At 65.5% G+C, this 24,365-nt stretch carries 19 protein-coding genes; 4 read left to right on the top strand and 15 right to left on the bottom strand.

Features of this window, described 5'->3' with window-relative positions:
• Window positions 1–440 precede the first annotated feature (440 nt).
• From EYS21_RS13070 to EYS21_RS13060, 3 genes are read right to left on the bottom strand one after another with little or no spacing between them, the layout of a single operon-like run.
• The gene (locus tag EYS21_RS13070) at window positions 441–4,118 is read right to left on the bottom strand and encodes a 1,4-alpha-glucan branching enzyme (protein ID WP_131133612.1); all 3,678 of its coding nucleotides are present in this window, start codon (window positions 4,116–4,118) and stop codon (window positions 441–443) included.
• 1 nt (window position 4,119) lies between these two features.
• Window positions 4,120–5,916: a maltose alpha-D-glucosyltransferase gene (treS, locus tag EYS21_RS13065; RefSeq protein WP_131133611.1), complete on the bottom strand. Its 1,797-nt coding sequence runs from the start codon at window positions 5,914–5,916 to the stop codon at window positions 4,120–4,122.
• Window positions 5,913–7,994: an alpha-1,4-glucan--maltose-1-phosphate maltosyltransferase gene (locus tag EYS21_RS13060; RefSeq protein WP_131133610.1), complete on the bottom strand. Its 2,082-nt coding sequence runs from the start codon at window positions 7,992–7,994 to the stop codon at window positions 5,913–5,915. Before EYS21_RS13060 ends, treS begins: the two co-directional genes overlap by 4 nt.
• A gap of 152 nt (window positions 7,995–8,146) precedes the next feature.
• Between EYS21_RS13060 and glgP the strand changes: the two genes are divergently transcribed.
• Window positions 8,147–10,765, top strand: coding sequence for an alpha-glucan family phosphorylase (gene glgP / locus EYS21_RS13055; RefSeq protein ID WP_207307757.1), 2,619 nt, complete (start codon window positions 8,147–8,149; stop codon window positions 10,763–10,765).
• Between the two features lie 132 nt (window positions 10,766–10,897).
• On the opposite strand, the gene EYS21_RS13050 is transcribed toward glgP, so the two are convergent.
• The 8 genes from EYS21_RS13050 to EYS21_RS13015 form a co-directional block, all read right to left on the bottom strand.
• On the bottom strand, window positions 10,898–11,254 hold the full coding sequence (locus tag EYS21_RS13050) for a barstar family protein (RefSeq protein WP_131133609.1): 357 nt from the start codon (window positions 11,252–11,254) through the stop codon (window positions 10,898–10,900).
• A 7-nt stretch (window positions 11,255–11,261) separates the two neighbouring features.
• Window positions 11,262–11,735, bottom strand: a complete 474-nt coding sequence (locus EYS21_RS13045; RefSeq protein WP_131133608.1) for a ribonuclease domain-containing protein — start codon at window positions 11,733–11,735, stop codon at window positions 11,262–11,264.
• A gap of 18 nt (window positions 11,736–11,753) precedes the next feature.
• Window positions 11,754–13,865 (bottom strand): glycogen debranching protein GlgX, encoded by a 2,112-nt coding sequence (glgX, locus tag EYS21_RS13040; protein ID WP_131133607.1) that lies wholly within the window; start codon window positions 13,863–13,865, stop codon window positions 11,754–11,756.
• A 98-nt stretch (window positions 13,866–13,963) separates the two neighbouring features.
• Window positions 13,964–14,953 (bottom strand): 23S rRNA (guanosine(2251)-2'-O)-methyltransferase RlmB, encoded by a 990-nt coding sequence (gene rlmB, locus EYS21_RS13035; protein WP_066286985.1) that lies wholly within the window; start codon window positions 14,951–14,953, stop codon window positions 13,964–13,966.
• 68 nt (window positions 14,954–15,021) lie between these two features.
• A complete protein-coding gene (gene cysS, locus EYS21_RS13030; protein WP_131133606.1) occupies window positions 15,022–16,488 on the bottom strand; it encodes a cysteine--tRNA ligase in 1,467 nt (488 codons plus the stop codon).
• Window positions 16,485–17,015 carry a 2-C-methyl-D-erythritol 2,4-cyclodiphosphate synthase gene (gene ispF, locus EYS21_RS13025; protein WP_131133605.1) on the bottom strand — a complete coding sequence of 177 codons (531 nt, stop codon included), beginning with the start codon at window positions 17,013–17,015 and terminating at the stop codon, window positions 16,485–16,487. The genes cysS and ispF overlap by 4 nt, the downstream gene beginning before the upstream one ends.
• Window positions 17,016–17,017: 2 nt before the next feature.
• Window positions 17,018–17,800, bottom strand: coding sequence for a 2-C-methyl-D-erythritol 4-phosphate cytidylyltransferase (gene ispD / locus EYS21_RS13020; RefSeq protein WP_131133604.1), 783 nt, complete (start codon window positions 17,798–17,800; stop codon window positions 17,018–17,020).
• Between the two features lie 97 nt (window positions 17,801–17,897).
• Window positions 17,898–18,380 (bottom strand): CarD family transcriptional regulator, encoded by a 483-nt coding sequence (locus EYS21_RS13015; RefSeq protein WP_026266570.1) that lies wholly within the window; start codon window positions 18,378–18,380, stop codon window positions 17,898–17,900.
• A gap of 271 nt (window positions 18,381–18,651) precedes the next feature.
• Between EYS21_RS13015 and EYS21_RS13010 the strand changes: the two genes are divergently transcribed.
• Window positions 18,652–19,197, top strand: coding sequence for a hypothetical protein (locus tag EYS21_RS13010; protein ID WP_131133648.1), 546 nt, complete (start codon window positions 18,652–18,654; stop codon window positions 19,195–19,197).
• A gap of 102 nt (window positions 19,198–19,299) precedes the next feature.
• On the opposite strand, the gene EYS21_RS13005 is transcribed toward EYS21_RS13010, so the two are convergent.
• Together EYS21_RS13005 and EYS21_RS13000 are read right to left on the bottom strand one after the other, a co-directional pair.
• Complete coding sequence (locus tag EYS21_RS13005; RefSeq protein WP_131133603.1) at window positions 19,300–19,980, bottom strand: response regulator transcription factor; 681 nt, start codon at window positions 19,978–19,980, stop codon at window positions 19,300–19,302.
• Complete coding sequence (locus EYS21_RS13000; protein WP_131133647.1) at window positions 19,977–21,212, bottom strand: ATP-binding protein; 1,236 nt, start codon at window positions 21,210–21,212, stop codon at window positions 19,977–19,979. Before EYS21_RS13000 ends, EYS21_RS13005 begins: the two co-directional genes overlap by 4 nt.
• A 205-nt stretch (window positions 21,213–21,417) precedes the next feature.
• Between EYS21_RS13000 and phoU the strand changes: the two genes are divergently transcribed.
• On the top strand, window positions 21,418–22,080 hold the full coding sequence (gene phoU, locus EYS21_RS12995; RefSeq protein ID WP_131133602.1) for a phosphate signaling complex protein PhoU: 663 nt from the start codon (window positions 21,418–21,420) through the stop codon (window positions 22,078–22,080).
• A gap of 87 nt (window positions 22,081–22,167) precedes the next feature.
• On the opposite strand, the gene EYS21_RS12990 is transcribed toward phoU, so the two are convergent.
• A complete protein-coding gene (locus EYS21_RS12990; RefSeq protein WP_131133601.1) occupies window positions 22,168–22,914 on the bottom strand; it encodes a phosphoglyceromutase in 747 nt (248 codons plus the stop codon).
• Window positions 22,915–23,004: 90 nt separating this feature from the next.
• Between EYS21_RS12990 and EYS21_RS12985 the strand changes: the two genes are divergently transcribed.
• A complete protein-coding gene (locus EYS21_RS12985; protein ID WP_242633411.1) occupies window positions 23,005–23,841 on the top strand; it encodes a class I SAM-dependent methyltransferase in 837 nt (278 codons plus the stop codon).
• Window positions 23,842–24,011: 170 nt separating this feature from the next.
• Here EYS21_RS12985 and EYS21_RS12980 read toward each other — a convergent pair whose 3' ends face one another.
• Window positions 24,012–24,365, bottom strand: a complete 354-nt coding sequence (locus EYS21_RS12980) for a DUF2516 family protein (protein WP_131133645.1) — start codon at window positions 24,363–24,365, stop codon at window positions 24,012–24,014.

Genomic DNA, 24,365 nt, shown 5'->3' with positions numbered 1-24,365 from the left:
TTGAAACCAGCTGTAAAAACCAGACCACACCACGGGGTGGCATAATCCAGTCAATTCAACCAATTCAATACAATAAATTGGTATCAACAAACTTGGCACACTATTGAGTTCTCAAACAACAGACACACCCGGCACCACCACAACCATTTCAATCGGCCGTGGATCGCTCCGGAGCAACCTCTCAAACTTACCCGCTAGCTTCACTCTTGTCAAACCGGCGTCCGCGACCTTCATCAGCCTGAGGCTTTCGTGTCGGTTTTTTCGGTCTGACTCCGTGGAGCAGCGCGGAAATAAACTTTACCACCACTTTGCCGGGATGGCCACCCGAGCCCCAAGGCAGTCCCCGCAGCCCCTCCCTCGACGCAGCTGAAAGCCCGGAATCTCAAGGATTTCCGGGCTTTCAGCCGCGCAGTTAAGAGAGCCGGTTCACAACCAAACGGTCAGCCGGCCGCTGGCGGAACGGGCTTGAAGTACGCCGCACCCAGGGGCGGCAACGTTACGGTCAGCGATGCCGGCTGGCCATCAAGCCCCTCGTCCAGGGCAATCAGTTCACCACCATTGAGGACACCTGAACCGCCATAGGCCGCGGCATCCGTGTTCAGCACTTCCGTCCATGCCCCCACAGCAGGCACGCCAAGTGTGAAGCCCACATGCGGGCCTCCGGAGAAGTTGATGGCGACAACCAGCGGATTAGCGTCTTTGTCCCATCGGACGAAGGTCAGGACGTTGCGGTCCGCGTCTCCGCCGTTGATCCATTGGAAGCCGCCCGGCTCGTTGTCCCTCTCGTAGAGCGGGGGCGTTGAGCTGTACAGCTCGTTCAGGTCCTTGGTCAGCAGCTGCACGCCGCGGTGCGCCGGAATGTCGGCAAGCCACCAGTCCAGGCCATGCTGCTCGGACCATTCGGCTTCCTGGCCGAACTCGGTACCCATGAAGATGAGCTGCTTGCCCGGATGCGCCCACTGGTAGGCGAGGAACGCGCGCAGGTTCGCGAGCTGCTGCCACCGGTCCCCCGGCATCTTGCGCAGCATGGAGCCCTTACCGTGCACAACCTCATCGTGGCTGATGGGCAGGAGGAAGTTCTCAGTGAAGGCGTACACCATCGAGAACGTGACCGTCCCGTGGTGCCATTTGCGGTTTACCGGGTCTTCGGAGGCGTACTTCAGCGAGTCGTGCATCCAGCCCATGTTCCACTTCAGCCCGAAGCCGAGGCCGCTGTGGCTGGTCGGCGCGGTCACGCCGGGGAATGCCGTGGATTCCTCGGCAATCATGACCGCACCGGGGTGGGTCTTGTACACCGTGGCGTTGACTTCCTGGAGGAAGGAGATGGCCTCCAGGTTTTCCCGCCCGCCGAAGCGGTTGGGCGACCACTGGCCGTCTTCGCGGGAGTAGTCCAGGTACAGCATGGAAGCGACGGCGTCCACGCGAAGTCCGTCGATGTGGAACTCGTCGAGCCAGTACAGCGCATTGGCCACCAGGAAGTTCCGTACCTCGGTTCGGCCGAAGTCGAAGATCAGCGTTCCCCAGTCGGGGTGCTCGCCCAGGTTGGGGTCGGCGTGCTCGTAGAGGGGTTCGCCGTCGAACTGGGCGAGGGCCCAGGCGTCCTTGGGGAAGTGGGCCGGAACCCAGTCCAGCAGGACGCCGATGCCTTCCTGGTGCAGCGTGTCCACCAGGAATCGGAATTCATCGGGGTGTCCGAAGCGTGAGGTGGGAGCGAAGTAGGACGTGACCTGGTACCCCCAGGACCCGCCGAACGGGTGTTCTGCCACCGGCATGAATTCGACGTGGGTGAACCCCAGCCATTTGACGTACTCCACCAGTTCCTTGGCCAGCTCACGGTAGCCAAGGCCAAGCCGCCACGAGCCGAGGTGGACTTCGTAGACGCTCATGGGCGAATTGTGCGGGTCCCGCTGGGCGCGGGCCTCCATCCATTCGGCGTCCTTGAACGCGTAGGAGGGTTCCACCACGCGGGAAGCTGTCAGCGGCGGGACCTCGGTGCCGAAGGCCAGCGGATCGGCCTTTTCCACCCAGTGGCCGGCCTTGGTTTTGATCTCAAATTTGTAGCACGCCCCTGCTAAAACGCCGGGCAGGAACACTTCCCAGACACCGGAGGAACCCAGGGAACGCAGGGAGTTTTCGCGGCCGTCCCAGGCGTTGAAGTCGCCCTTGACCCGGACTGCCTGGGCGTTCGGTGCCCACACGGCAAAGGACACGCCGTCCACGTCCCCCAGCGAGGACTTGTAGTGCTGGACATGGGCGCCCAGTACTTCCCACAGTTTCTCGTGCCGGCCCTCACTGATGAGGTGCAGGTCCACTTCCCCCACGGTGGGCAGGTACCGGTACGGCTCGTCCATAGTGAGCGGCGCGGCTCCCGGGTAGGTGACCTCCAGGCGGTAGTCCGGCACATGGCCCGGCTGTTCCGGTTCGAGGACGGCAACCCACACGCCATGGGCCTCGTGGGTCATGGGCTCCGTGCCGGACGCTGTCGCGACCGACACGGCTTCAGCCAGGTGCTTGATCGTGCGCACTGTCACGTGCCCGTGGTCATCGAGGTGCGCACCCAGGATGGAGTGCGGCGCATGGTGCTCCCCGTTCGCTACCCTGCCGAGGGTGTCCGGGTCCACATGCAGCGGCACACGGGGCCGATCGGTACGTGCTGAGCCTGTCATTTTGTTACCTTCCGATGCCGCTCCGGCCTGATCGCCGGAGCCTTTACCGCTGAGCAGCCGCCTGGATGCGTTGACTGGAATCGCCAGCCAGTCGGGCCTGTTCCGCAATTCATAAACAACTTCATACAGCGCTTTGTCCAGCCACAATGCCACAAACAGGGGCGAGTGGCGGTCGATCGTGCCGGGTGTGACAGACGTGTACCCGGTGAGGAATGCCTCCGCGCAGTCATCGACCCACGATTCCGGGACCCGGGCACCTTCCTGCTCGCGGTCCGCGGCTCCCGCGGCATAGTCGAACGAGCGCAGCATGCCCACCACATCGCGCAGTGGGACGTCCGGAAAATTGCGCTCGGCGATCGGCCGCAGGGGTTCACCTTCGAAGTCCAGGATCGCCCAACGCGCCGGTTCGGCGCCGCGTCCGGGCACCTGGAGGATCTGCCCAAGGTGGAGGTCCCCATGGATCCGCTGCAGCGGACCGGCAGGGACGCCGTCGAGGGCGCTGAGCAGGGCGCCGAGCGCATGATCGTAAGGCCCGACGGCGGCGCCCGCCTCAGCCCATGTCTGCCGGACCCGCTGGGCTACTCCCGGAGCAATGACCTCTCCGGGGACTGCTTCTTCGGACACGCCCAGCGCCCCGGCGAGGCGGCGGTGGACGGTTGCCGTGGCAGCACCGAGTGCGCGTGCTTCTGCGGTGAAATCCGCTCCCGTGCGGGCGGCGTCCACTGCGAGGCGCCACGCGTCGCGCCCACCGTCCAGGAACTCATGCGCCACGGCGAGTTCGCCTCCGGCAAGGGTGCCAGTGTGGCCCCCGTCGGGAACATGCCACTCGCCGCGGACCCAGCCCAGGGTGGCCGGAACCTCGGAGGTGCCGGCGGCGGTCAGCGCCGCACCCACCTCGACCTCGGGGTTTGTCCCCTGGGACAGTACACGGAAGAACTTCACGATAGCCGCCGACTCGCCGTCGTCGACTATGACTGAACTGTTGGACTGCTCACCGGACAACACCTTCACCACACCGTGCGCGGTAGGCAGGCGGTATTCCGACGGCGAACGGTAGCCGCCCGCAGCCGCGGCACCGGCCGTACCGGCGTTGCGGATCAGTTCCAGCCAGGCAGCGACAAAGTCGGGATCGTGCACGGCGTCGTAGACCCAGGGCCGCTCGGAATCCGCGGCGTCCTGGCCGACGAGGGCGCGCTCAAGTTCGCCGGCCGGTGCCGCACGCCGGCTCAGCGGAACCTGGACGACGTCGGTCCGCTGACCGCCGTCGGCCGTCACCGACGTGACCGCCAGGAGAAAGACCTCCAGCCGGGCCATCGGTGACCGGTCTGCCAGGCCCAGGCCGCCCACCTGTTCGAGGGAGAAATCGGCTGACTTGACCGGGAACCAGCGCTGGCTCGGGAGCCATTCCCGCAGCAGCGCGGCCAGGGCCGGAGTGAGGATCGGCTCGCCCATATCAGTTCTCGATGGACAGGATCGGGAGCGCTTGTGTATAGGGGGACGCCGGGTTGGAGGCCGCCGAACGGATCCGCAGCCAGAAGAAATCGTGGCTGCCCAGGGTCAGCGTCAGCGTGCCGTCCCCGTCGATTCCGGGGAACGGCTGCCCGCCGAAGACGTCACGCAGTCCGCGGCCCGCGAACTGCGGAACACGGAGTTTGGCCGCCACGGGATGCTGGGAAAGGTTGAAGGCGCAGAGGATCGTTTCGCCGACCTCCCCCGCGGTGTTGTCATCCGAGAGTTCCCGAAGGTAGGCCACCACGGCATCATGGTCAGCCTCCACGTGCTTGAACGCGCCCAGCCCGAACGCGGGGTGGTTCTTGCGGACGCTCAGGATCTGCCGGGTCCAGCGGAGCAGGGATCCCGAGTGGGCCGCCTCCGCCTCGACGTTGGCCATGCTGTAGTTATACACAAGCGACTGGATCACCGGTAGGTACAGTTTCCCGGGGTCGGCGTTGGAGAATCCGGCGTTTCGGTCCGGGTTCCACTGCATGGGCGTGCGGACCGCGTCCCGGTCCTCCAGCCAGATGTTGTCCCCCATGCCGATCTCGTCGCCGTAGTACAGGAACGGGCTGCCCGGCAGGGACAACAGGAGCGCGTTGATCAGTTCGATCTCAGCCCTGGAGTTGTCCAGCAACGGCGCCAGCCGGCGCCGGATGCCGATGTTTGCCCGCATGCGCGGGTCCGGTGCGTACCAGCCGAGCATCGCGGCGCGTTCATCCGCGGTGACCATTTCCAGGGTCAGTTCATCGTGGTTGCGCAGGAAAGTCCCCCATTGGGCCCCTTCCGGGATCTCCGGGGTGTCGTGCATGGTCTCGATGATGGGCGCGGCCTTCTGGTCGCGGAGCGCGTAGTACAGGCGGGGCATGATGGGGAAGTGGAAGGCCATATGGCATTCGGGCTCCTCCTCCGTGCCGAAGTACTCCACCACCTCGTTGGGCGGCTGGTTCGCTTCGGCGATGATTACCCGGCCGGGATAGCTCTCATCGACCATGGTCCGCAGCTTCCGCAGGAAATCGTGCGTGGCGGGGAGGTTCTCGCAGTTGGTCCCTTCCTCTTCGAAGAGGTAGGGAATGGCGTCGGCCCGGAACCCGTCGATGCCCTGGTCCAGCCAGAACCGGACCACGTCGAAGAGCGCGTCGATGACCTTTGGGTTTTCGAAGTTCAGGTCGGGCTGGTGGCTGAAGAAGCGGTGCCAGAAGAACTGCCGCCGGATGGGATCGAAGGTCCAGTTGGATTCCTCGGTGTCCACAAAAATGATGCGCGCGTCCTGGTACTTTTCGTCGGTATCGCTCCAGACGTAGAAGTCGCCGAACGGGCCGTCGGGATCCTTGCGTGATTCCTGGAACCACGGGTGCTGGTCCGAGGTGTGGTTGAGCGGGAGGTCGATGATGACCCGGACGCCGCGTGCATGCGCCTCCGCCACGAGCCGCTTGAAGTCGCTGATGGTTCCGAACTCGTCCAGCACGGAGTTGTAGTCCGAGATGTCGTACCCGCCATCACGGAGCGGGGACTGGAAGAACGGCGGCAGCCACAGGCAGTCCACGCCAAGCCACTGCAGGTAGTCGAGCCTGTCGATCAGCCCGTGGAAGTCACCGGAGCCGTCGCCGTTGGCATCCGCGAAGGCCCTGACCAGCACCTCATAGAAGACGGCCTTCCGGTACCACAACGGGTCATGCTGAAGTCCTGGCGCGTTCAGTTCGAACGTGCTCTTAGGGGTGAAATGCTGGCTAGAGCTTTGCGGGTTGAAACTCACTTAGGCATTCTCCTCACGCTCAGGATGTGGGCGGGTTCGAGGTGCGAATCCAGGCGGACGTAGTTGTATTCGCCCCACTCCCAGCTTTCGCCGGAAATGAGGTCATCCACCGTGAAGCCTCCGTTGGGTGACAGGTCCTGGGGATCGAGTTCCAGGGCGGCCAGGTCAAGGGAGACGGTGCTTTCCCTGGTGCCGTGCGGATCAACGTTGACCACCACGATGATGGTGTCCTTGGTGCCGTCCGGGAGGGTCTTGTGCTTGGAGTACACCACCGTGGCGTCGTCCGTGCTGTGGTGGACCGTCAGGTTCTGCAGGTCCTGCAGGGCCGGATGCGCATGCCGGATGCCGTTAAGCCGGGTGATGTACGGCGCCAGCGTGCGGCCGGATTCGGCGGCGGCGTCCCAGTCGCGGGCCTTGAACTCGAACTTTTCGTTGTCGATGTACTCTTCCGCGCCGGGGCGGGCCACGTGTTCGTACAGTTCGTAGCCGGCGTAGACGCCCCACAGCGGGCTGGCGGTGGAAGCCAGGGCGGCACGGATCTTGAAAGCGGCCGGGCCGCCGAACTGGAGGTACTCGGTCAGGATGTCCGGGGTGTTGACGAAAAAGTTGGGGCGGAAGAAAGCAGCGGACTCGTGGCTGACTTCGTGGAAGTAGGTTTCGAGTTCCTTCTTCGTGTTCCGCCACGTGAAGTACGTGTAGGACTGCTGGAATCCGGCGCGGCCCAGCGCGTGCATCATGGCCGGACGGGTGAAGGCCTCAGCGAGGAACACAACTCCGGGGGCTTTTTTGTTGACCTGCGCAATGAGCCATTCCCAGAACCAGACGGGCTTGGTGTGCGGATTATCCACCCGGAAAATCCTGACACCGTGGCTGACCCACAACAGGACAATCCGGAGGATTTCCTTTGAGAGGCCCTCCGGATCATTGTCGAAATTCAGGGGATAGATATCCTGGTATTTTTTCGGCGGGTTTTCCGCGTAGGCGATGCTGCCGTCAACGCGGGTGGTAAACCATTCCGGATTAGTCTCCACCCAGGGGTGGTCCGGTGCCGCCTGGAGGGCCAGGTCCAGCGCCACTTCCAGCCCCAACTCGTTCGCCCGGGCGACGAAGGCGTCGAAGTCCTCGAAAGTGCCCAGGTCCGGGTGGATGGCGTCGTGGCCGCCTTCCTTGGCGCCGATGGCCCAGGGCGAACCGGGATCGTGGGGCCCGGCGATCAGCGTGTTGTTGGGTCCCTTGCGGTGCTGCACGCCGATGGGGTGGATCGGCGGCATGTAGAGGACATCAAAGCCCATGGCGGCCACCGCGTCCAGCCGCTTGGCTGCCGTCCGGAAGTTACCCGAGGTCCAGGCGCCCGTGGAGTGGTCCCGGACCGCCCCTTCGGACCGGGGGAAGAACTCATACCAGGCACCGCGTCCTGCGAGGTCGCGTTCGACAAACAGGGGGTACTGTTCCGAGGCGGCGATCAGTTCACGGATCGGCTGGCGCTGCACAACGTCGGCGACGTCGGGGCCGAATCCGGCGGCGAGGCGTTCCTCATCGGTGAGTGCTGTGTTGGCCAGAATGGAAGCAGCAAGGCGCAGGGTGCGCCGGTCCGACGCGTTCCGGGAGGCGTCGGCGGCGGCGTCCGAAAGCAGCGCTGAGCCTTCTGCCAGCATCAGTTCGACGTCGATCCCGGCGGCCACTTTCACTTCGGCGTTGTGGTGCCAGGTCCCGTAGCGGTCGTGCCAGGCTTCAATGAGGAACGTCCAGTTTCCCGTGCCCGACGGCGTGATGACGCCTTCCCAGCGGTCGGTTCCCAGTCCGCGTTCCCCACGCGCGGGGGCCAGCCTGACGCGCTGGCGTTCCTTTCCCTTGGGGTCCAGGAGGACGGCGCTGACGCCGAGCTGGTCATGTCCTTCGCGGAATGCGGTGGCTCCGACCACAATTCCCTCGCCCGGCAACGCCTTGGCGGGAAACTTTCCACCCTCCACCACGGGCTGCACCGCGGTGATGGGAAAACGGCCAAACCGCAGGCCGTCAGTGATTCGGCCCTTCGGCTTTTGCTTTGCTGCTGCACTGGTTCCTGATTTAGTCGTCACATGCTCGACGTTAGCGAGAAATCACCGAGATTGCTAAGGCCACGCACTTTTTCCCGGCGGTGATTCGTCTTTTCCGGGGCCTCATCTGTCATTTACCTAAAAGAAAGCTAAACCGGTTCCAGCCGCCCATGTTGTCGGTTAGTGTGGCGCAGGTGAAGGCAATCCGCAGATTTACCGTCCGAACCGTTCTCCCGGAACCGATCAGGCCGCTGGCCCGGTTGGCGACCAACCTGCGCTGGTCCTGGCACCGGCCCACCCGCGAACTTTTCGCGGCGTTGAACCCCCGTGTCTGGGAGGAAAGCGGCCAGGATCCGGTGAGCTTCCTGGGCCTGGTCAGCCGCGAGGAGTTCCAGGTCCTTGCAGCTGACCAGTCGGTGGTGGAGCGGGTCCGCTCCGCCGAGCAGGACCTCGACCGATACCTTGAAGAGCCGCGCTGGTACCAGGGCCTGGGTGACGGCGCTCCGTCCTCCATTGCCTACTTTTCGCCCGAGTTCGGCATCACCGAGGTGCTGCCCCAGTACTCGGGCGGCCTTGGCATCCTGGCCGGCGACCACCTGAAGGCGGCATCGGACCTTGGTGTGCCGCTGATCGGCGTTGGCCTGCTCTACCAGGCGGGGTACTTCAAGCAGTCACTGTCGCGGGATGCCTGGCAGCAGGAGACGTATCCGGTGCTGGACCCCGACGGACTTCCCCTGACCCTGCTGCGCGAACCGTCGCGGGACGGCAACGGCCGGCCGCTGCAGATCTCCCTGCCCCTGCCCAACGGCCGCCGGCTCCTGGCACACATCTGGCGTGCCGACGTCGGACGTGTTCCGCTCCTGCTCCTGGACTCCAACGTTCCGGGCAACGACGACGCCGCCCGCGGGATCACCGACCGCCTGTACGGCGGCGGCGGGGACCACCGGCTCCAGCAGGAGCTCCTCCTGGGCATGGGCGGCGTGAAGGCGCTGCGTGCCTACCAGCGGCTCACGGGCCGGGATGCCCCCGAGGTGTTCCACACCAACGAGGGCCATGCCGGATTCCTGGGTATCGAACGCATCCAGGAACTGATGGCAGGCGACGACGCCCTGAGCTTCGACGAGGCCCTTGCGGCAGGCCGCGCCTCCACGGTCTTCACCACGCACACGCCGGTCCCGGCCGGCATCGACCGGTTCGAAATTTCGCAGATCCAGCACTTCTTCCAGGCCGGCCTCGCTCCGGCGGTCCCGGTGGACAGGATCCTTGAACTGGGCCGGGAGAACTACGCGGACGGCAATCCGTCCGTGTTCAACATGGCCGTGATGGGCCTCCGGCTCGCGCAGCGTGCCAACGGGGTGGCCAAACTCCACGGTGAGGTCTCCCGCGGCATGTTCTCGGCCCTGTGGCCGGGCTTCGACCATTCCGAGGTGCCTATTACGTCGGTGACCAACGGCGTGCACGTGCCCACCTGGGTGGACGGGCGGATTTCCAAGCTGGCGCGGGAGCAGTTCGGCACGGAGGCTGAGGCCAACGGCCGCTGGGACCTTGCCTACAACGTCAGCGACGCCGATGTCTGGGCGCTGCGCCGCGCGATGCGTACGGCGCTGGTGGAGGATGTCCGGCGCCGCCTCCGCGCCGCCTGGAAGAAGCGTGGCGCCGCGGACGCGGAGCTCGGCTGGACAGACAGCGTGCTGGATCCGGATGTGCTGACAATCGGCTTTGCACGCCGCGTCCCCACGTACAAGCGGCTGACGCTGATGCTGCGCGAACCGGCCCGGCTCAAGGCGCTGCTGCTGCACAAGGACCACCCCATCCAGCTGGTCATTGCCGGCAAGTCCCACCCCGCGGATGACGCCGGTAAGAAGATGATCCAGGACCTGGTCCGCTTCACTGACGATCCTGAGGTCCGGCACCGGATCGCGTTCCTGCCGAACTATGACATCGCCATGGCCCGGACGCTTTTCCCCGGCTGCGATGTCTGGCTCAACAATCCCCTCCGGCCTCTGGAGGCCTGCGGCACGTCCGGGATGAAGGCCGCCATCAACGGCTCGCTGAACCTTTCGGTGCTCGATGGCTGGTGGGATGAGATGTACGACGGCGAGAACGGCTGGGCGATCCCCACCGCCAACAACGGTGCGTCCCCCGAGGAACGCGACGACATCGAGGCCGCTGCCCTCTATGAACTGCTGGAAACCCAGGTGGCGCCGCGTTTCTACGGCAGCACCGTCTCCGAAAGCGCCGGCGCGGCCGGACCGTCGGAATCGGGCACGGAAAAGGTGCCCACCCACTGGGTCTCGATGATCAAGCACACGCTCTCGCACCTGGGCCCGGCTGTCTCGGCTGACCGGATGCTCCGCGACTACGTGAACATCCTGTACCGCCCGGCGGCCGAGGCCGGCCGGCGGGCGGTCCAGGACTCCTATGCCCAGGCCCGGGCCCTGGCTGCCTGGACCGGACAGGTCCGCGCCGCCTGGCCGCTGATCCATGTCGAGCACGTGGACTCCGTCGGTGTCTCCGAAGACCCGCAGATCGGCGACACCCTGCAGGTCAACGCGTATGTGGCCCTGCATATCCTGTCCCCCGACGACGTGTCGGTTGAGGTGGCCTATGGGCGGGCCGAGGAAAACGACACGCTCGCCGACGTCACGGTGATGGAACTCCAGATACAGGAGGACCTCGGCGGCGGCCGCCACCTGTTCAGCGGGTCGCTGCTGATCGACCGGGCCGGGTCCTTCGGCTACACCGTCCGCGTCCTGCCACGGCACGAGGCGCTGGCTTCCAAGGCGGAGCTGGGGTTGATCGTCAACGCCTGAGCCGTTTACAGACATTCGCCGGATGTCAGTCATCCTCCGCGTGCTGCTCCTCCGTTGCTTTGACGCACGCTTCCGGATAACTGACATCCGGCGTTGCTTTGTGGAACCGTCCGAGGCGGTTGACGACGTAGGTTAGAGGAGGATGGCCGTGACGTTCAGGTCTTTGCCCGCGTAGCTTTCGGCGTCCTGGAGGATCTCGCAGATGATGCCAAACGCCCTGTCGCCCCGGAAGGCCGCGGCCACCTGCCACAGGACGGTCACGGGCAGGTGGCCGTCGTCCGTGATGGTGTCCGCAAAGTCGTGCAGTGAATCGTTGAGGGCATCCAGGTTGATTCCATAGTGCTCCGGGAAATCCAGGACTTCCCCGAAGGTTTCGAGGACTGCCTTCTTGCTGTCTGCTGCCGGCACCACCAGGCTGCGGCGGCCCGCGTCTGCGACCTGCTCCTGCAGTTCTTCCAGGGTCCAGGTGTCGGCTGAGTAGATCTTCATGGGTTGTTTAGCTGCCTTCTGCAATGAATGAGAACGAATCGTAGTGGTCCGCCGTGTAGTACTTCTCGCCCGCGGTGCCGGTGACGATGCGGCGGGCTCCGCGGTCCGACTCACCGGGCGTGGGAACGGTGTATTCCCGGTAGTAGCCTCTGTCCCTCAGCGGCAGGATGCGCTCCAGGTTCCCGAACGTTGCGTCGTCCTGGCTGTACCGATAGGGACCGCCCGCCCGGATCAACGCCAGGGTCTGGCGTGCGTCCGCTGGCAGCTCCGATTCGCGGACAGCCGGCAGTCCGGACGGATTCTCCACGACGGCACCGGCCGGGCCCGGTCCGGCACCCGGCGGGGCCGGGGCCTCGCTCGAAGTAGCTCCCGGCGTCGGATTTCCTGTGAGCGGTTCAAACAGTCCGGTGTAGCCGAAGGCCAGCAGGGCGACCGCCACCAGAACGGACAGCACCAGGGCAACAGCAGGGCGGTTGCGCATTTATGGTCCCCCGGAGGCCTAGGTGCGGTAGATGTTGATCGAGTTGGCCTCGACGAGGTCCGTCTCCCCCGAGGCGACGATCCCGCCCTGGCGCAGTTCGTGCAGCGGCGAGGTGGTGAGCCTCAACTCGAACATGCGGTGCGGCGTTCCGTCGTCGTTGGTGAGCTGCGGCAACGTGATCTTCACGTCGGAGGTGCTGCCGTTGACCACCACCAGGCCGGCCAGGGTGCCGTCATCGGAGCCCAGCAGGAGTTGCATGACCCGGTGCTGGGGATCGTTCCAGCGGTCCATGGACATCGGCTCACCCGACTCGTCAAACCAGTAAAGGTAGGACTGTTCGTCGCGGACCGGGAAATCGTGGGGCTGGCTGGCGAGGAATTCCTTGCGGAGCCGGACGTAGCGCTTGGTGCTGCGCAGCATCTCGTGCGACTCGGGCGTCCGGGTCCAGTCGATCCACGCGAGCGGGTTGTCCTGGCAGTAGGCGTTGTTGTTTCCCTGCTGGGTACGCGCCAGCTCATCCCCGGCGGTGATCATGGGCACGCCCATCGAGATCATCAACGAGGCCATGAGGTTGCGGCGGGACTGGGCGCGCTCGGCCAGGATTGCTTCGTCCTCGGTCCGCCCCTCGAAGCCGTGGTTGTAGCTGCGGTTATCGCCGTGCCCGTCCCGGTTCTGCTCGCCGTTGGCCTCGTTGTGCTTGCGGTCGTAGGAGACGAGGTCGGCCAGCGTGAAGCCGTCGTGCGACGTAACGAAATTGAGCGAGGCCAGCCTGGAGCGGCCGGAGCCTTCGAAGAGTCCGGCCGAACCTGACAGGGCGTCCGCGAGCTTGGCCACGGATCCTCCGTGGCCGCCGCCTTCGATGGCGGCGCGGTCGGAGAGCCAGAACGACCTGACACCGTCGCGGAAGTGGTCGTTCCAGTCCACCCAGCCGCCGGGGAAGCGCCCGGTCTGCCAGCCGCCGTAGCCCACGTCCCACGGCTCGGCGATCAGCTTCACGTCCGACAACACCGGATCCGCCGCGATGGCAACAAGGAAGGGATGCCGGGGATCGAATTCGTTGGCAGCGTTCCGGCAGAGCGTCACGGCGAGGTCGAAGCGGAACCCGTCAATGTGGAATTCATCCACCCAGTACCGGAGCGAGTCCAGCACCAGCTGCACTACCCGAGGTTCGCCGAAATTCAGGCTGTTGCCGCAGCCGGTGGTGTCAAGGTACCTGCCGTGGCCATCGGTCCGGTAGTACTTGTCCTCGCCAAGGCCGCGGAAGCTCAGTGCAGGCCGGTCAGGTCCGCCTTCTGCTGTGTGGTTGTAGACAACGTCCAGGATCACTTCAATCCCGGCGGCATGGAGGAGTTTGACCATGCCTTTGAATTCGTCCTGGATGGCCTGCGGGCCCGCGCCCTGCGCGGCCTCGGTGGCGTAGCTGGGATGCGGCGCAAAGAATGCGGCGGTGTTGTAGCCCCAGTAGTTGGTCAGGCCAAGGTTCTGCAGATGGGGTTCGTCAAGGTGGAAATGCACCGGGAGCAGCTGGACGGATGTAACGCCCAGGCTCTTGAGGTGCTCGATGATGGCCGGGTGCGCCATGCCGGCATACGTGCCGCGGAGTTCCTCAGGGACGTCCGGGTGCAGCATGCTCTGGCCGCGGACGTGTGCCTCGTAAATGATCGTGTTGCGCCATTGCGTCCGCGGACGCGCGTCGCTGCCCCAGTCAAAATCGGTGGCCATCCTGACGTTCGTCAGGAACCCTTCCCGCTGGTCCACGGCCCGACCGTAGGGATCGAGCAGCAGCGGCTGGCCGCCGTCGTCGTCCAAATCAAGGGTGGGCACTGACAGCGGCAGCGATTCCTCTTTGGACGTCGGCCGGAAGCCATACCTTGAGCCAACCGGGAAACCCTCGACGATTCCGTGGTGGACGCCGTGGGTGACGTTGGGCAGCGCCTTCAGCTGCCATTCGCCGCCCGGCGCCTTGTAGGCGATCTCCAGGCTGGCCACGCCCGGCGCATACACGGCCACGTTCGCGCGGGACTGCGAAGCGTGTCCGCCCCCGGAATCGGGGCGCGGAACGCTGACACCGAGGGGAAGCGCCGTGGAGGCGTCCATGGTGGAAGCAGTGTCGAAAAGCGGCATGACCATCACCTAAATATTAGCCGCCGGCGTGAAAACACCAGTGCTTCCGGTTATGTGACGCCGCCCGCAAGCCAGCCGCCACCCTTCATCCGCGCCCTGCGGTTCTACTTGGTGGCGCGCTGCCTGGAGACCTCGTAGAGGGAGATGCCTACGGCCATGGAGGCGTTCAGCGATTCCATGGCGGAATCGATCGGAATGGAGACGATCTGGTCGCAGTTTTCCCGGACCAGGCGGCTGAGGCCCTTCCCTTCGGATCCGACCACAATGCATACGGGTTCGGTGGCGAGCGTAAGGTCCGGCAGCGAAACGTCGCCGTCGCCGTCGAGCCCGAGGACAAAGATGCCCATGTTCTTGAACTGCTTCAGGGCGCTGTTCAGGTTGGCGGCGCGTGCCACCGGGACGCGTACGGCCGCGCCGGCGCTGGTCTTCCAGGCCGAGGCCGTGACGCCTACGGAGCGCCGTTCCGGGACGATGACGCCGTGGCCGCTGAATGCGGAGACGGAGCGGATGATCGCGCCGAGGTTGCGGGGGTCGGTGATGCCGTCCAGCGCAACGAACAGCGGGGCGTTGGCTACGTGGCCCTTTTTCCACCGGTCAACGGTTTCCTCTGCCAGGTCATACGCATCCTGGTATTCGTAAGGCGGGATCTGCAGGACCAGGCCCTGGTGGACGGCGTCGTCGGTCATGCGGTCCAGCTCCGGCTTGCCGGTCTCGAGCAGCGGAATGCCGCGCTCGGCCGCGATCTTCAGCGACTCCTTGACCCGGTCATCCATTTCGATCCGGATGGCGATGTGCAGTGCCTTGGCGGGGATGCCCGCGCGCAGTGCCTCCACCACGGAGTTGCGGCCCGTGACGACCTCTTCGGTTGCCCGCCCCTTGGGGCCGGTGCGTGCGGCACCGGCGCTGCGGGCGCCTGTTCCGCGCTTGGCAGCAGACCGTTCGGCCAGCTGCTTGCTCTTGTGCGCCTTGTGGTACGGGCGGTCCTCCGCCTTGGGTGTGGGACCCTTGCCTTCAAGAGCCTTGCGGCCATGACCACCGGTTCCGATGGTTGGGCCCTTCTTCGCTTTAACCGATCGGCGACCATTGTTGGCCATTGTGTTCCACCCTTGATTGTTTGACTGAGTCTGCTTACCAGTCTACTGAATCAAGTTAAATCGCCGGTTCAGTCCCGCTGCAGGCTCCAGGTGGCGCCTTCGGCACTGTCCTCGACGGCGACGCCGGCGGCCTTCAGCGTGTCCCGGATGGCGTCCGACGCCGCCCAGTCCTTGGCTGCCCGGGCCTCGGCGCGGGCCACCAGCTGGGCCTCAACCAGCACGCCCAGCGCAGCCGCTTCCTTGGTGTTCGCGGCATCTGAGCTTGCGACGGCGTCGAGCCCCAGGGCCCTGGTCATGATCATGACCGCGTTCCGTGCATGCCGCGCGGCTTCGTCATCGCCCTCGGCAAGGGCGGTGTTGCCGGCCCGCACGGTCTCGTGCAGGGCAGCCAACGCGCGCGGGACGTTGAGGTCGTCGTCCATGGCGTCCGAAAAAGCCTGCACAGACTCGGTGGACGGGCCGAAGTTGCCTGCCACGAAGCCGAAGTCGGTACCCAGGCGGGCGGCGGCTTTGGCCTGGAACCCGTCAATACGTTCGACGGCGGCAGCAGCCTCCTCCAGCGACGTGGGGCGGTAGTCGAGTATGGAACGGTAGTGCGCCTGGCCCAGGTAGTACCGGACCACCCGCGGCGGGGCCAGTTCAAGCATTTCGGCGGGGCTGACCGTGTTGCCGATGGACTTGGACATCTTTTCGCCCTGGTAGGTGACCATGCCGTTGTGCATCCAGAAGTTCGCGAAGCCGTGGCCCGCCGCCTGGGACTGGGCCATCTCGTTCTCGTGGTGCGGGAAACGCAGGTCCAGCCCGCCGCCGTGGATATCGAACTCGGTGCCGAGGTACTTGGTGACCATGGCGGAGCATTCCAGGTGCCAGCCCGGGCGGCCGGCACCCCACGGCGAGGCCCAGCTCGCCGTCGTCGGCTCCCCCTCTTTGGAGCCCTTCCAGAGCGCGAAGTCCCGGGCATCTTTCTTGCCGCGCGGATCCGCGTCCTGGGCACCCTGCATGTCATCGATGTTCTGGCGCGTCAGCGACCCGTACTTGTCCCACGACCGCACGTCGAAGTAGACGTCGCCCGAGTCGTCCAGGGCCGGATACGCGTGGCCACGGTCGATCAACTGCTGGATAAGGGCATGCATTTCGGGAATGTGCCCGGTGGCGCGGGGTTCATACGTGGGCCTGGACACGCCAAGGGTGTCGTAGGCCTTCAGGAACTCCTGTTCATAGCGGTAGGCCAGCGCCCACCACTCTTCCTCACGGACCTCCCCCGGTTCGGGCCGGAACCCGGGGGCGAAGGACGCTTCAGACTTGGCGAGGATCTTGTCATCGATGTCCGTGACGTTCCGGACCACCGTGACGCGGTACCCCCGGTACGTCAGCCAGCGGGTGAGCTGGTCAAACGCGATGGCGGAGCGGATGTGTCCCACATGGGGCATCCCCTGGACGGTAGCGCCGCAGTAATAGACGCTTGCCTTGCCCGGTTCGAGGGGGACGAAGTCGCGGACTTCGGCGGATGCTGTGTCGTAAAAGCGCAGGGTCACCGCTCCAGATTAGCCGACGGGCGCATGTTGGCTGTGGGATACACCAGTGCGGTGGCCACGGCGGAGATTCCCTCACCCCTCCCGGTGAAGCCCAGCCCGTCGCTGGTGGTGGCGGTGACGCTGACCGGGGCACCGGCGGCCTCGCTGAGGACGCGCTGGGATTCTTCCCGCCGCGGCCCGAACTTGGGCCGGTTGCCCACAAACTGCACGGCGACGTTGCCGATCTCGAATCCGGCAGCCCGCACGATCCTTGCCGCTTCTGCCAGGAGGGTGGCACCTGAAGCGCCGGCGAATTCGGGCCGGTCTGTGCCGAAGTGTGTTCCAAGGTCGCCGACCCCGGCCGCGGAGAACAGGGCGTCTGCCGCGGCGTGCGCCACGGGGTCAGCATCGGAGTGGCCGGCCAGGCCACGCTCGCCCTCCCAATGGAGTCCTCCCAGCCACAACGGGCGGGGCTTGTCCGCGGCGGCGAAGGCGTGGACGTCCACGCCGATTCCCGTGCGGGGCAGGATCATGTTCTCCGGCCCCATGTTCAGCCCTCCACCCAGCGGGCGCCCAGCGGCCCTTCCAGGAGCCCTTCGGCGAGGATCAGGTCAAGGGGCGTCGTGATTTTCAGGGATTGCGTGGAGCCTCGGACTGCAAAGACCGGCGTACCGAGCATTTCCACGAGCATGGCGTCGTCGGTGACAGCCGCCGACTGCTTCCCGTCCAGGGCCTGGGCGGCCTCATGCGCCTTCAGGAGGGTTCCGAGCCGGAAGCCCTGCGGTGTCTGCACCGCACGGAGTTCCTCCCGCGGCGCGGTCCCGGTGACGATCTCCGGCGCCAGGGCACTGTCCGTTCCCGTGGTCGCGGCGACCGTTTTGACGGTGTCCACCACCGCGACGGCGGGGATCACCGCTGCGGCGCCTGCAGCCAGGGCATCGGCGACGCGGTGGAAAACGGATTCGGGTGTGAGGGCACGCGCGGCGTCGTGCACCAGCACCGCTTCAATGCCGTCCATCAGGGCAGCGATGCCGGCCCGGACGGAATCAGCCCGGGTGGCGCCGCCGTCGACGATGGTCAGGATGGGGCCGCCGTCGGCCAGTTCCTCCCGGAAGTCCTCGCAAAGCTGGCGGAGGCCGTCGTCTCCTGCCGGCAGGGCGACGCAGACCTGGCTGCTGATGCCGGACGCGACGATGCCGCGCAGGGCATGGGTCAGAAGGGGTTCGCCGCCCAGCGGAACAGCGGCCTTGGGCATGCCGTAGCCAAGCCGCTGCCCTGAACCTGCGGCCACCAGGATCACGGCGGTGACAAGGCGGGTGGGTGTTTCACTCATGCGGACTAGCCTACGTCCACGCAGGCTGCCCCGCCCGGACCTGAATCCGGGCAAAAAGAAACCCCGGCGGCACTTGCGTGCCGCCGGGGTTCAATTCTTAGGAAGCCAGGACCTCGTCGAGAACGCTGGCCGCCTTCTCTTCGTCGGTCTTTTCAGCCAGCGCCAACTCTGAAATCAGAATCTGCCGGGCCTTGGCCAGCATTCGCTTCTCACCTGCGGAAAGGCCCCGGTCGTGATCTCGGCGCCACAGGTCGCGGACGACCTCTGCTACCTTGATGACGTCACCGGAAGCAAGCTTCTCCAGATTTGCCTTGTATCTGCGTGACCAGTTGGTGGGTTCTTCAGTGAACTCGGCACGGAGCACATCGAATACGTGCTCCAGGCCTTCCTTGCCCACTACATCCCGGACCCCAACAAGGTCAACGTTTTCTGCTGGAACTTCAATGGTCAGATCACCCTGAGCCACCTTGAGCTTGAGATACATTTTCTCTTCGCCCTTGACGGTGCGCATCTTGATTTCTTCAATTTTTGCAGCACCGTGGTGAGGGTAAACTACTGTCTCGCCGACCTCAAATACCATGTGGACATTCCCCTTTCCCGCAGACCAGTTTATCACGATTCGGGCATATGACTGGCCGCGAAAGGGCCCCGGAACCGCATGAATACGCGGAAAATGGGCAGAATCGACCCCCTTGGACCCCTTGACGGATGCGGATAATAGTGCATCGGAGAGGCCTTGCCAAGGGCAATGTGACCGCCCGGAATCCGCGTTTGGGCAGGTTTGCGGATAGGCTATGGGCTGAATAATGTTCCAAGACTCTTGAGGAGTACGTGACGTGCGTTTCACTGCGATGAACCGGGCCCAGCGCGGCAAACTGGCATTGGCGGCAGCTGCCCTGGGCCTCGGCCTGGTGACGGTGACCGGCTGCGGCTACATCACCCCCCAGCAGACTTCTCACCAGTACTCCGCATCGGATGGCATCCGCGCGGACCTGGGCCCCCTGCAGCTGCGCAACTTCATGATTGTTTCCGCCGGCGAGGACAAGCCGGGCCGCCTGCTCGGCGCCGTCTACAACTCCTCGTCGCAGGACGTCAAGCTGACGGTCAACGGCGCCGAAGGCTCCCAGACGCAGGTGTCTGTGAAGGCAAACTCCTACACGCTGCTCAACGACTCCACCGACGAAGCGATCCTTAGCACCAGCGGCGGCATCGCCGGCTCCCTGGTGCCGGTTAAGATCACCGAAAACGGCACCAACCTGAACAAGACCATCGACGTTCCGGTTCTGGACGCAACCCTGGAAGAGTACAAAGAGTATGTGCCGGCTGGCAGCGAGCCGACCGGCACCAGCTCACCGACGCCGTCGCCGTCGACGTCTTCTGCCGCCGCAGCCCACTAGGCGCCTCAGCGGACCACGACGCAACGCAGAAGGAGGGGCTCCCCGCGGGGAGCCCCTCCTTCTGCGTTGCGGGGTTGGCGCCCGGGCATACCGGGCCGCTGCCTAGGGTTCGAACTTGTAGCCGAGGCCCCGCACCGTCACCAGGAACCGTGGCGCCGACGGGTCCGGCTCGATCTTGCTCCGCAGCCGCTTGACGTGGACATCGAGGGTCTTCGTGTCGCCCACATAGTCGGATCCCCACACCCTGTCGATGAGCTGGCCCCGGGTCAGCACCCGCCCCGAGTTCCGGAGCAGCATCTCGAGCAGTTCAAATTCCTTCAGCGGGAGCAGCACCTGCTCGCCGCCCACGCTTACCACGTGCCGCTCGATGTCCATCCGGACAGGTCCGGCCTGCACCGTGGCTGAGATCAGTTCTTCCGGCTCGCCCTGGCGGCGGAGCACAGCCCGTACCCTGGCAACCAGTTCGCGCGAGGAATACGGCTTGGTCACGTAGTCGTCGGCGCCGAGTTCCAGGCCCACCACTTTGTCGATCTCGGAATCCTTGGCGGTCAGCATGATGACCGGAACGCCGGACCGTTGCCGGAGCTGGCGGCACACTTCGGTTCCGGACAGGCCCGGGAGCTGCAGGTCCAGCAGGACCAGGTCGGCGCCGTTGCGGTCGAACTCGGTGATGGCGTCAAGGCCGTTGTCCACCACCTCCACTTCGAACCCTTCCTTGCCCAGCAAATAGGACAGCGGGTCGCTGAACGACTCCTCGTCCTCAACTATCAAGATCCTGCTCAAGCGCTAGCTCCTTGTTCGTGTGCGCCGGCGGCGCGGGATTCGTGGGATTGACGGGCGGCATGGTGCTTGGGCGGTGCGGACTTCGGGCCGGCGGCAGGTTCTTCCTCGACGTCGGGCCCCTCCATTTCCGGCAGCCGAAGGGTGAAAGTCGAACCCTGGCCGGGCTGGGACCACAGGGTCACCTCGCCTCCGTGGTTTGAGACGACATGCTTGACGATGCTCAGCCCGAGGCCTGTCCCGCCGGTGTGGCGGGAGCGGGCGGCGTCCACCCGGTAGAAACGCTCAAAGACGCGTTCCTGGTCCTCAGGGGAGAGTCCTTCGCCCTGGTCGGTGACAGATATCGCGATCAGTCCCTCCTTGGCGCGGACGCCCACACCCACCCGCGTGTTCTCCGGCGAGTACCGGATGGCATTGTCAATGAGGTTGCGCAGTGCCGTGACCAGCAGGTCGGGATCGCCGTAGACCATTCCGTCCGCGTGTCCGCCCACAACAATCGTGATGTTCTTGCTCTCGGCTGGCAGCTGGGACCGGTCAACGGCCTCGCTGATCACAGCGTTGATGTCCACAGGCCTGCCCTGCTGGGCCACACTGGCCCCCTGCAGGCGTGAGAGTTCAATGATGTCCTGGACCAGTGCTGCCAGGCGGCCGGACTCCTTGTGCATGCGTTTGGCGAAGCGGCGGACTGCCTGCTCGTCGTCGGCCGAGGACTCGAGCGCCTCGGCGAGGAGGGAGATGGCCCCCACCGGGGTCTTCAGTTCATGGGACACGTTGGCCACAAAGTCGTTGCGGATCTCTTCGGTCCGGGTGATTTCCGTCCGGTCGTCGGCCAGCAGGAGGATGTATTCCTCACCGAGCATGGCTGCACGCACCTGCACAATGATGGTCCCCTGGCCGAGCGGGCCACGGGGCAGCTCCAGCTGTTTCTCGATGATCACGCCGTCGCGGCGGACACCCGCCGTCATGTCCAGCAGCTGCTTGTGGACCACCGTGTGGCCCCGGACCAGGCCGTAGGCGTAGGCGGCGGGGCTGGCCCTGACCACGCCGTCGACGGCGTCCACCACCACAAAGGCACGTCCGACGACGGCCAGCACCTCGGCGGCGCCCGCCGGCAGGGCGAGTTCCTCGACCGCGATGTCCACCAGCTGGCGCTGCTTTTCGCTCACCCTGAACGCAAGCACGCCGAAGGTGCCGAACGACAGGCCTATGAGGCCTGCGATGACACCGATGAGCATAGGATCCACGTTCCCAGCTTATGCTGTGGGAAACGCGGTTTTGCCGCATCCGGCCCACCTGCGGGGACGGTTCAACTAACGTTCACCTGCCGACCGCCAACCGTTCACCGGCCGCTGGCAGAGTATGGAGTTGGACTGCCGAACGGCGACACGAACTGCCGCCGGCGGACAGCGCAGGCGGGGGTTCCAAGGAAAGGACGCCAACGTGCGTAAGGTTTTTCAGGAAGAACTGGCCCAGGTCGGCGAGCAGCTGGTGGAGATCTCACAGCTGGTCAGCGAAGCGATCGGAAAGGCCACAACGTCCTTCCAGGTGGCAGACGTGGATTTGGCCCAGGACGTGATCGCAGCCGACGCCCGCATCGATTTCCTCCAGAACAGCCTCGACGAGCGTGCCATCGACATCCTGGCCCTGCAGGGTCCGGTGGCCAGCGACCTCCGCATGCTGGTGGGCTCGCTGCGCATGAGCGCGTCCCTGGAGCGGATGGGCGACCTGGCCCGCCACATTGCCCAGCTGGCGCGTCTGCGGTTCCCCTCCACCGTGATCCCGGCCTCGATGACCGATACCTTCAAGCAGCTGGCCGAGTTGGACCAGCTGATCGCAGCAAAGCTGACGGTGTTGCTCGAAACCCGCAACCTCGAAGTGGCCCGCGACATCCTGAAGGCAAACAGCGAGATCAACGACCTGCACCTGAGCGTGTTCAAGGCGATCGCCAGCCCGGACTGGCAGGAATCTCCCGCCACCACCGTGGACGTGGCCCTCGCGAGCCGCTACTTTGAGCGTTTCGCGGACCACGGCGTGTCGGTGGCCCAGAAGGTCACCTACCTCGTCACCGGTGCCTGGCAGCCGAACGGCACCGAACACAGCTGAGCCGGAGGTTCTGCAGCAACAACGACGGCGGGCCGGTCACCTGGGGTGACCGGCCCGCCGTCGTAATGTGCCGGGTTAGCGCAGGCGCTACTTCTTGCCCTGGTTGGCTACGGCCAGGATGGCCTCGGCAGCAGCGTCCGGATCCAGGTACGTGCCGCCCGGCTTGACCGGCTGGAAGTCCTCGTCCAGGTCGTAGACCAGCGGGATGCCGGTGGGGATGTTCAGGCTGGCGATGGCGTCGTCGCTGATGCCGTCCAGGTGCTTGACCAGGGCGCGCAGCGAGTTGCCGTGCGCGGTGACCAGGACGGTCTTGCCGGCCTTGAGGTCGTCCTTGATGTCCGATTCCCAGTAGGGAAGCAGGCGGACCAGGACATCCTTGAGGCACTCGGTGCGGGGCAGTGCGTCGCCGAGGTCCGCGTAACGGGGGTCGTGGGCCTGGGAGAACTCGGAGTCGTCGGCCAGGGGCGGCGGCGGGGTGTCGTAGGACCGGCGCCATTCCATGAACTGCTCCTCGCCGTATTCGGCCAGGGTCTGCGCCTTGTCCTTGCCCTGCAGGGCGCCGTAGTGGCGTTCGTTCAGGCGCCAGTCGCGCTTGACGGGGATCCAGCCGCGGTCGGCCTTGTCCAGGGAGATGTTGGCCGTGTTGATGGCCCGCTTCAGGAGCGAGGTGTAGAGGACATCCGGGAGAAGATCATTCTCAACCAGGAGCTCGCCGCCGCGTGCTGCTTCCTCGCGGCCCTGGTCGTTGAGGTCAACGTCCACCCAGCCGGTGAACAGGTTCTTGGCGTTCCATTCGCTGTGGCCGTGGCGCAGCAGAATCAGCTTGTAAGTCATGATTTTTATCCTAGCCGAGCGCCGCTGCCGCCCGCCCAGCGTTACACCGCGGGGTCACGTTTGAGGCGTCACGTTGGATAGGGTTGGGCGGTGGTTCAAAAAGCTGAACGGGTGGCCGCCCCGCAGATGTCCGGCAGGAACAGGGCCGCCAAACCGGTGGGGAACATTACCCGCGGCACCACCAACCCCAACCGCATGCGGCGGGTGGACCGCTGGTTGACCGGACCGCAGGCCTGGCGCCTGCGCAGGGCGGCGGATCCCCTGGCCGTCGACCTGGGCTACGGCGCAACGCCGGCCACCGCCGTTGAACTTTTTGAACGCCTGCGCACTGTCCGGCCGGACGTCCGCGTGTGCGGGATCGAGATCGAACCCGAGCGGGTCCGCCTGGCCAAGACCCTGGAACAGCCCGGCCTGAGCTTCCAGGTGGGCGGCTTCGAACTGCCCGTGCCCGGGCGTCCGGTCCTGGTCCGCGCCTTCAATGTGCTGCGCCAATACGAGGAAGCGGATGTGGAGGGGATCTGGCGGCTGGTCCAGGGCCGGCTCTCCCCCGGCGGCCTGTTCATCGACGGGACCTGCGACGAGATCGGCCGGCGCGTGACGTGGATTGCCCTCGACAGTGAGCGGCCGCTGTCCTTGAGCATGTCAATGCGGTTCGGAAGTTTTGCGCTGCCGTCGGAGGTTGCGGAGCGGCTGCCCAAGGCGCTGATCCACCGGAATGTGCCGGGCGAACGCATCCACGGCCTGTTGGCGGCGATGGACCGGGCGTGGCTGGAGTCGGCGCCGCTGGCGTCGTTCGGAAACCGGCAGCGCTGGCACGCCATGTGCAAGGCACTGCTCGACGGCGGCTGGCCGGTCCAGGACGGTCCCTCACGGTGGCGCCTGGGTGAACTGACGGTGGGCTGGGACGCCGTGGCGCCGGGTGTTTAGGCTGGGCCCACGCCGGCAGGGTTCCCTAGCGAGCTTGCGAGCTGAGGGAGCCGGTGGTGGGCCCACGCCGGCAGGGTTCCCTAGCGAGCTTGCGAGCTGAGGGAGCCGGTGGTGGGCCCACGCCGGCAGGGTTCCCTAGCGAGCTTGCGAGCTGAGGGAGCCGGTGGGGATCACCAGGGGCCGTAGGGGCCCGTGTTGCGGCTGCCTCCGCGGCCGGCGTCCTTCACGGCAGGGCGCACATCGGCGAGGTAGACCGAAGCTGCCACCACGGCTGCCAGGCCAAAGAGGCCCAGGGTGCCGAACAGGCCGCCTCCGCTGCCGAACAGCGAGATGACGCCCACCAGGGTGGCACCGCCGGTGAGTGCCAGCCAGAAGGTCTTGGTCCGCTTGCCCGTGGCTTCAAAAGCGTTCGCCCGGTGGCGTGCGCAGTCAACCAGGGCCCAGAGTTCAAGCCCCAGGGCCACCACGGCAAGGACAAAGAACACTGCCCGCTCCACATAAAAAATCATCAGTTGACCGTCCAC

This window comes from Arthrobacter sp. S39 (assembly GCF_004320525.1).
GTDB lineage: Bacteria > Actinomycetota > Actinomycetes > Actinomycetales > Micrococcaceae > Arthrobacter.
This window is presented reverse-complemented; position numbering and strand designations above follow the sequence as displayed.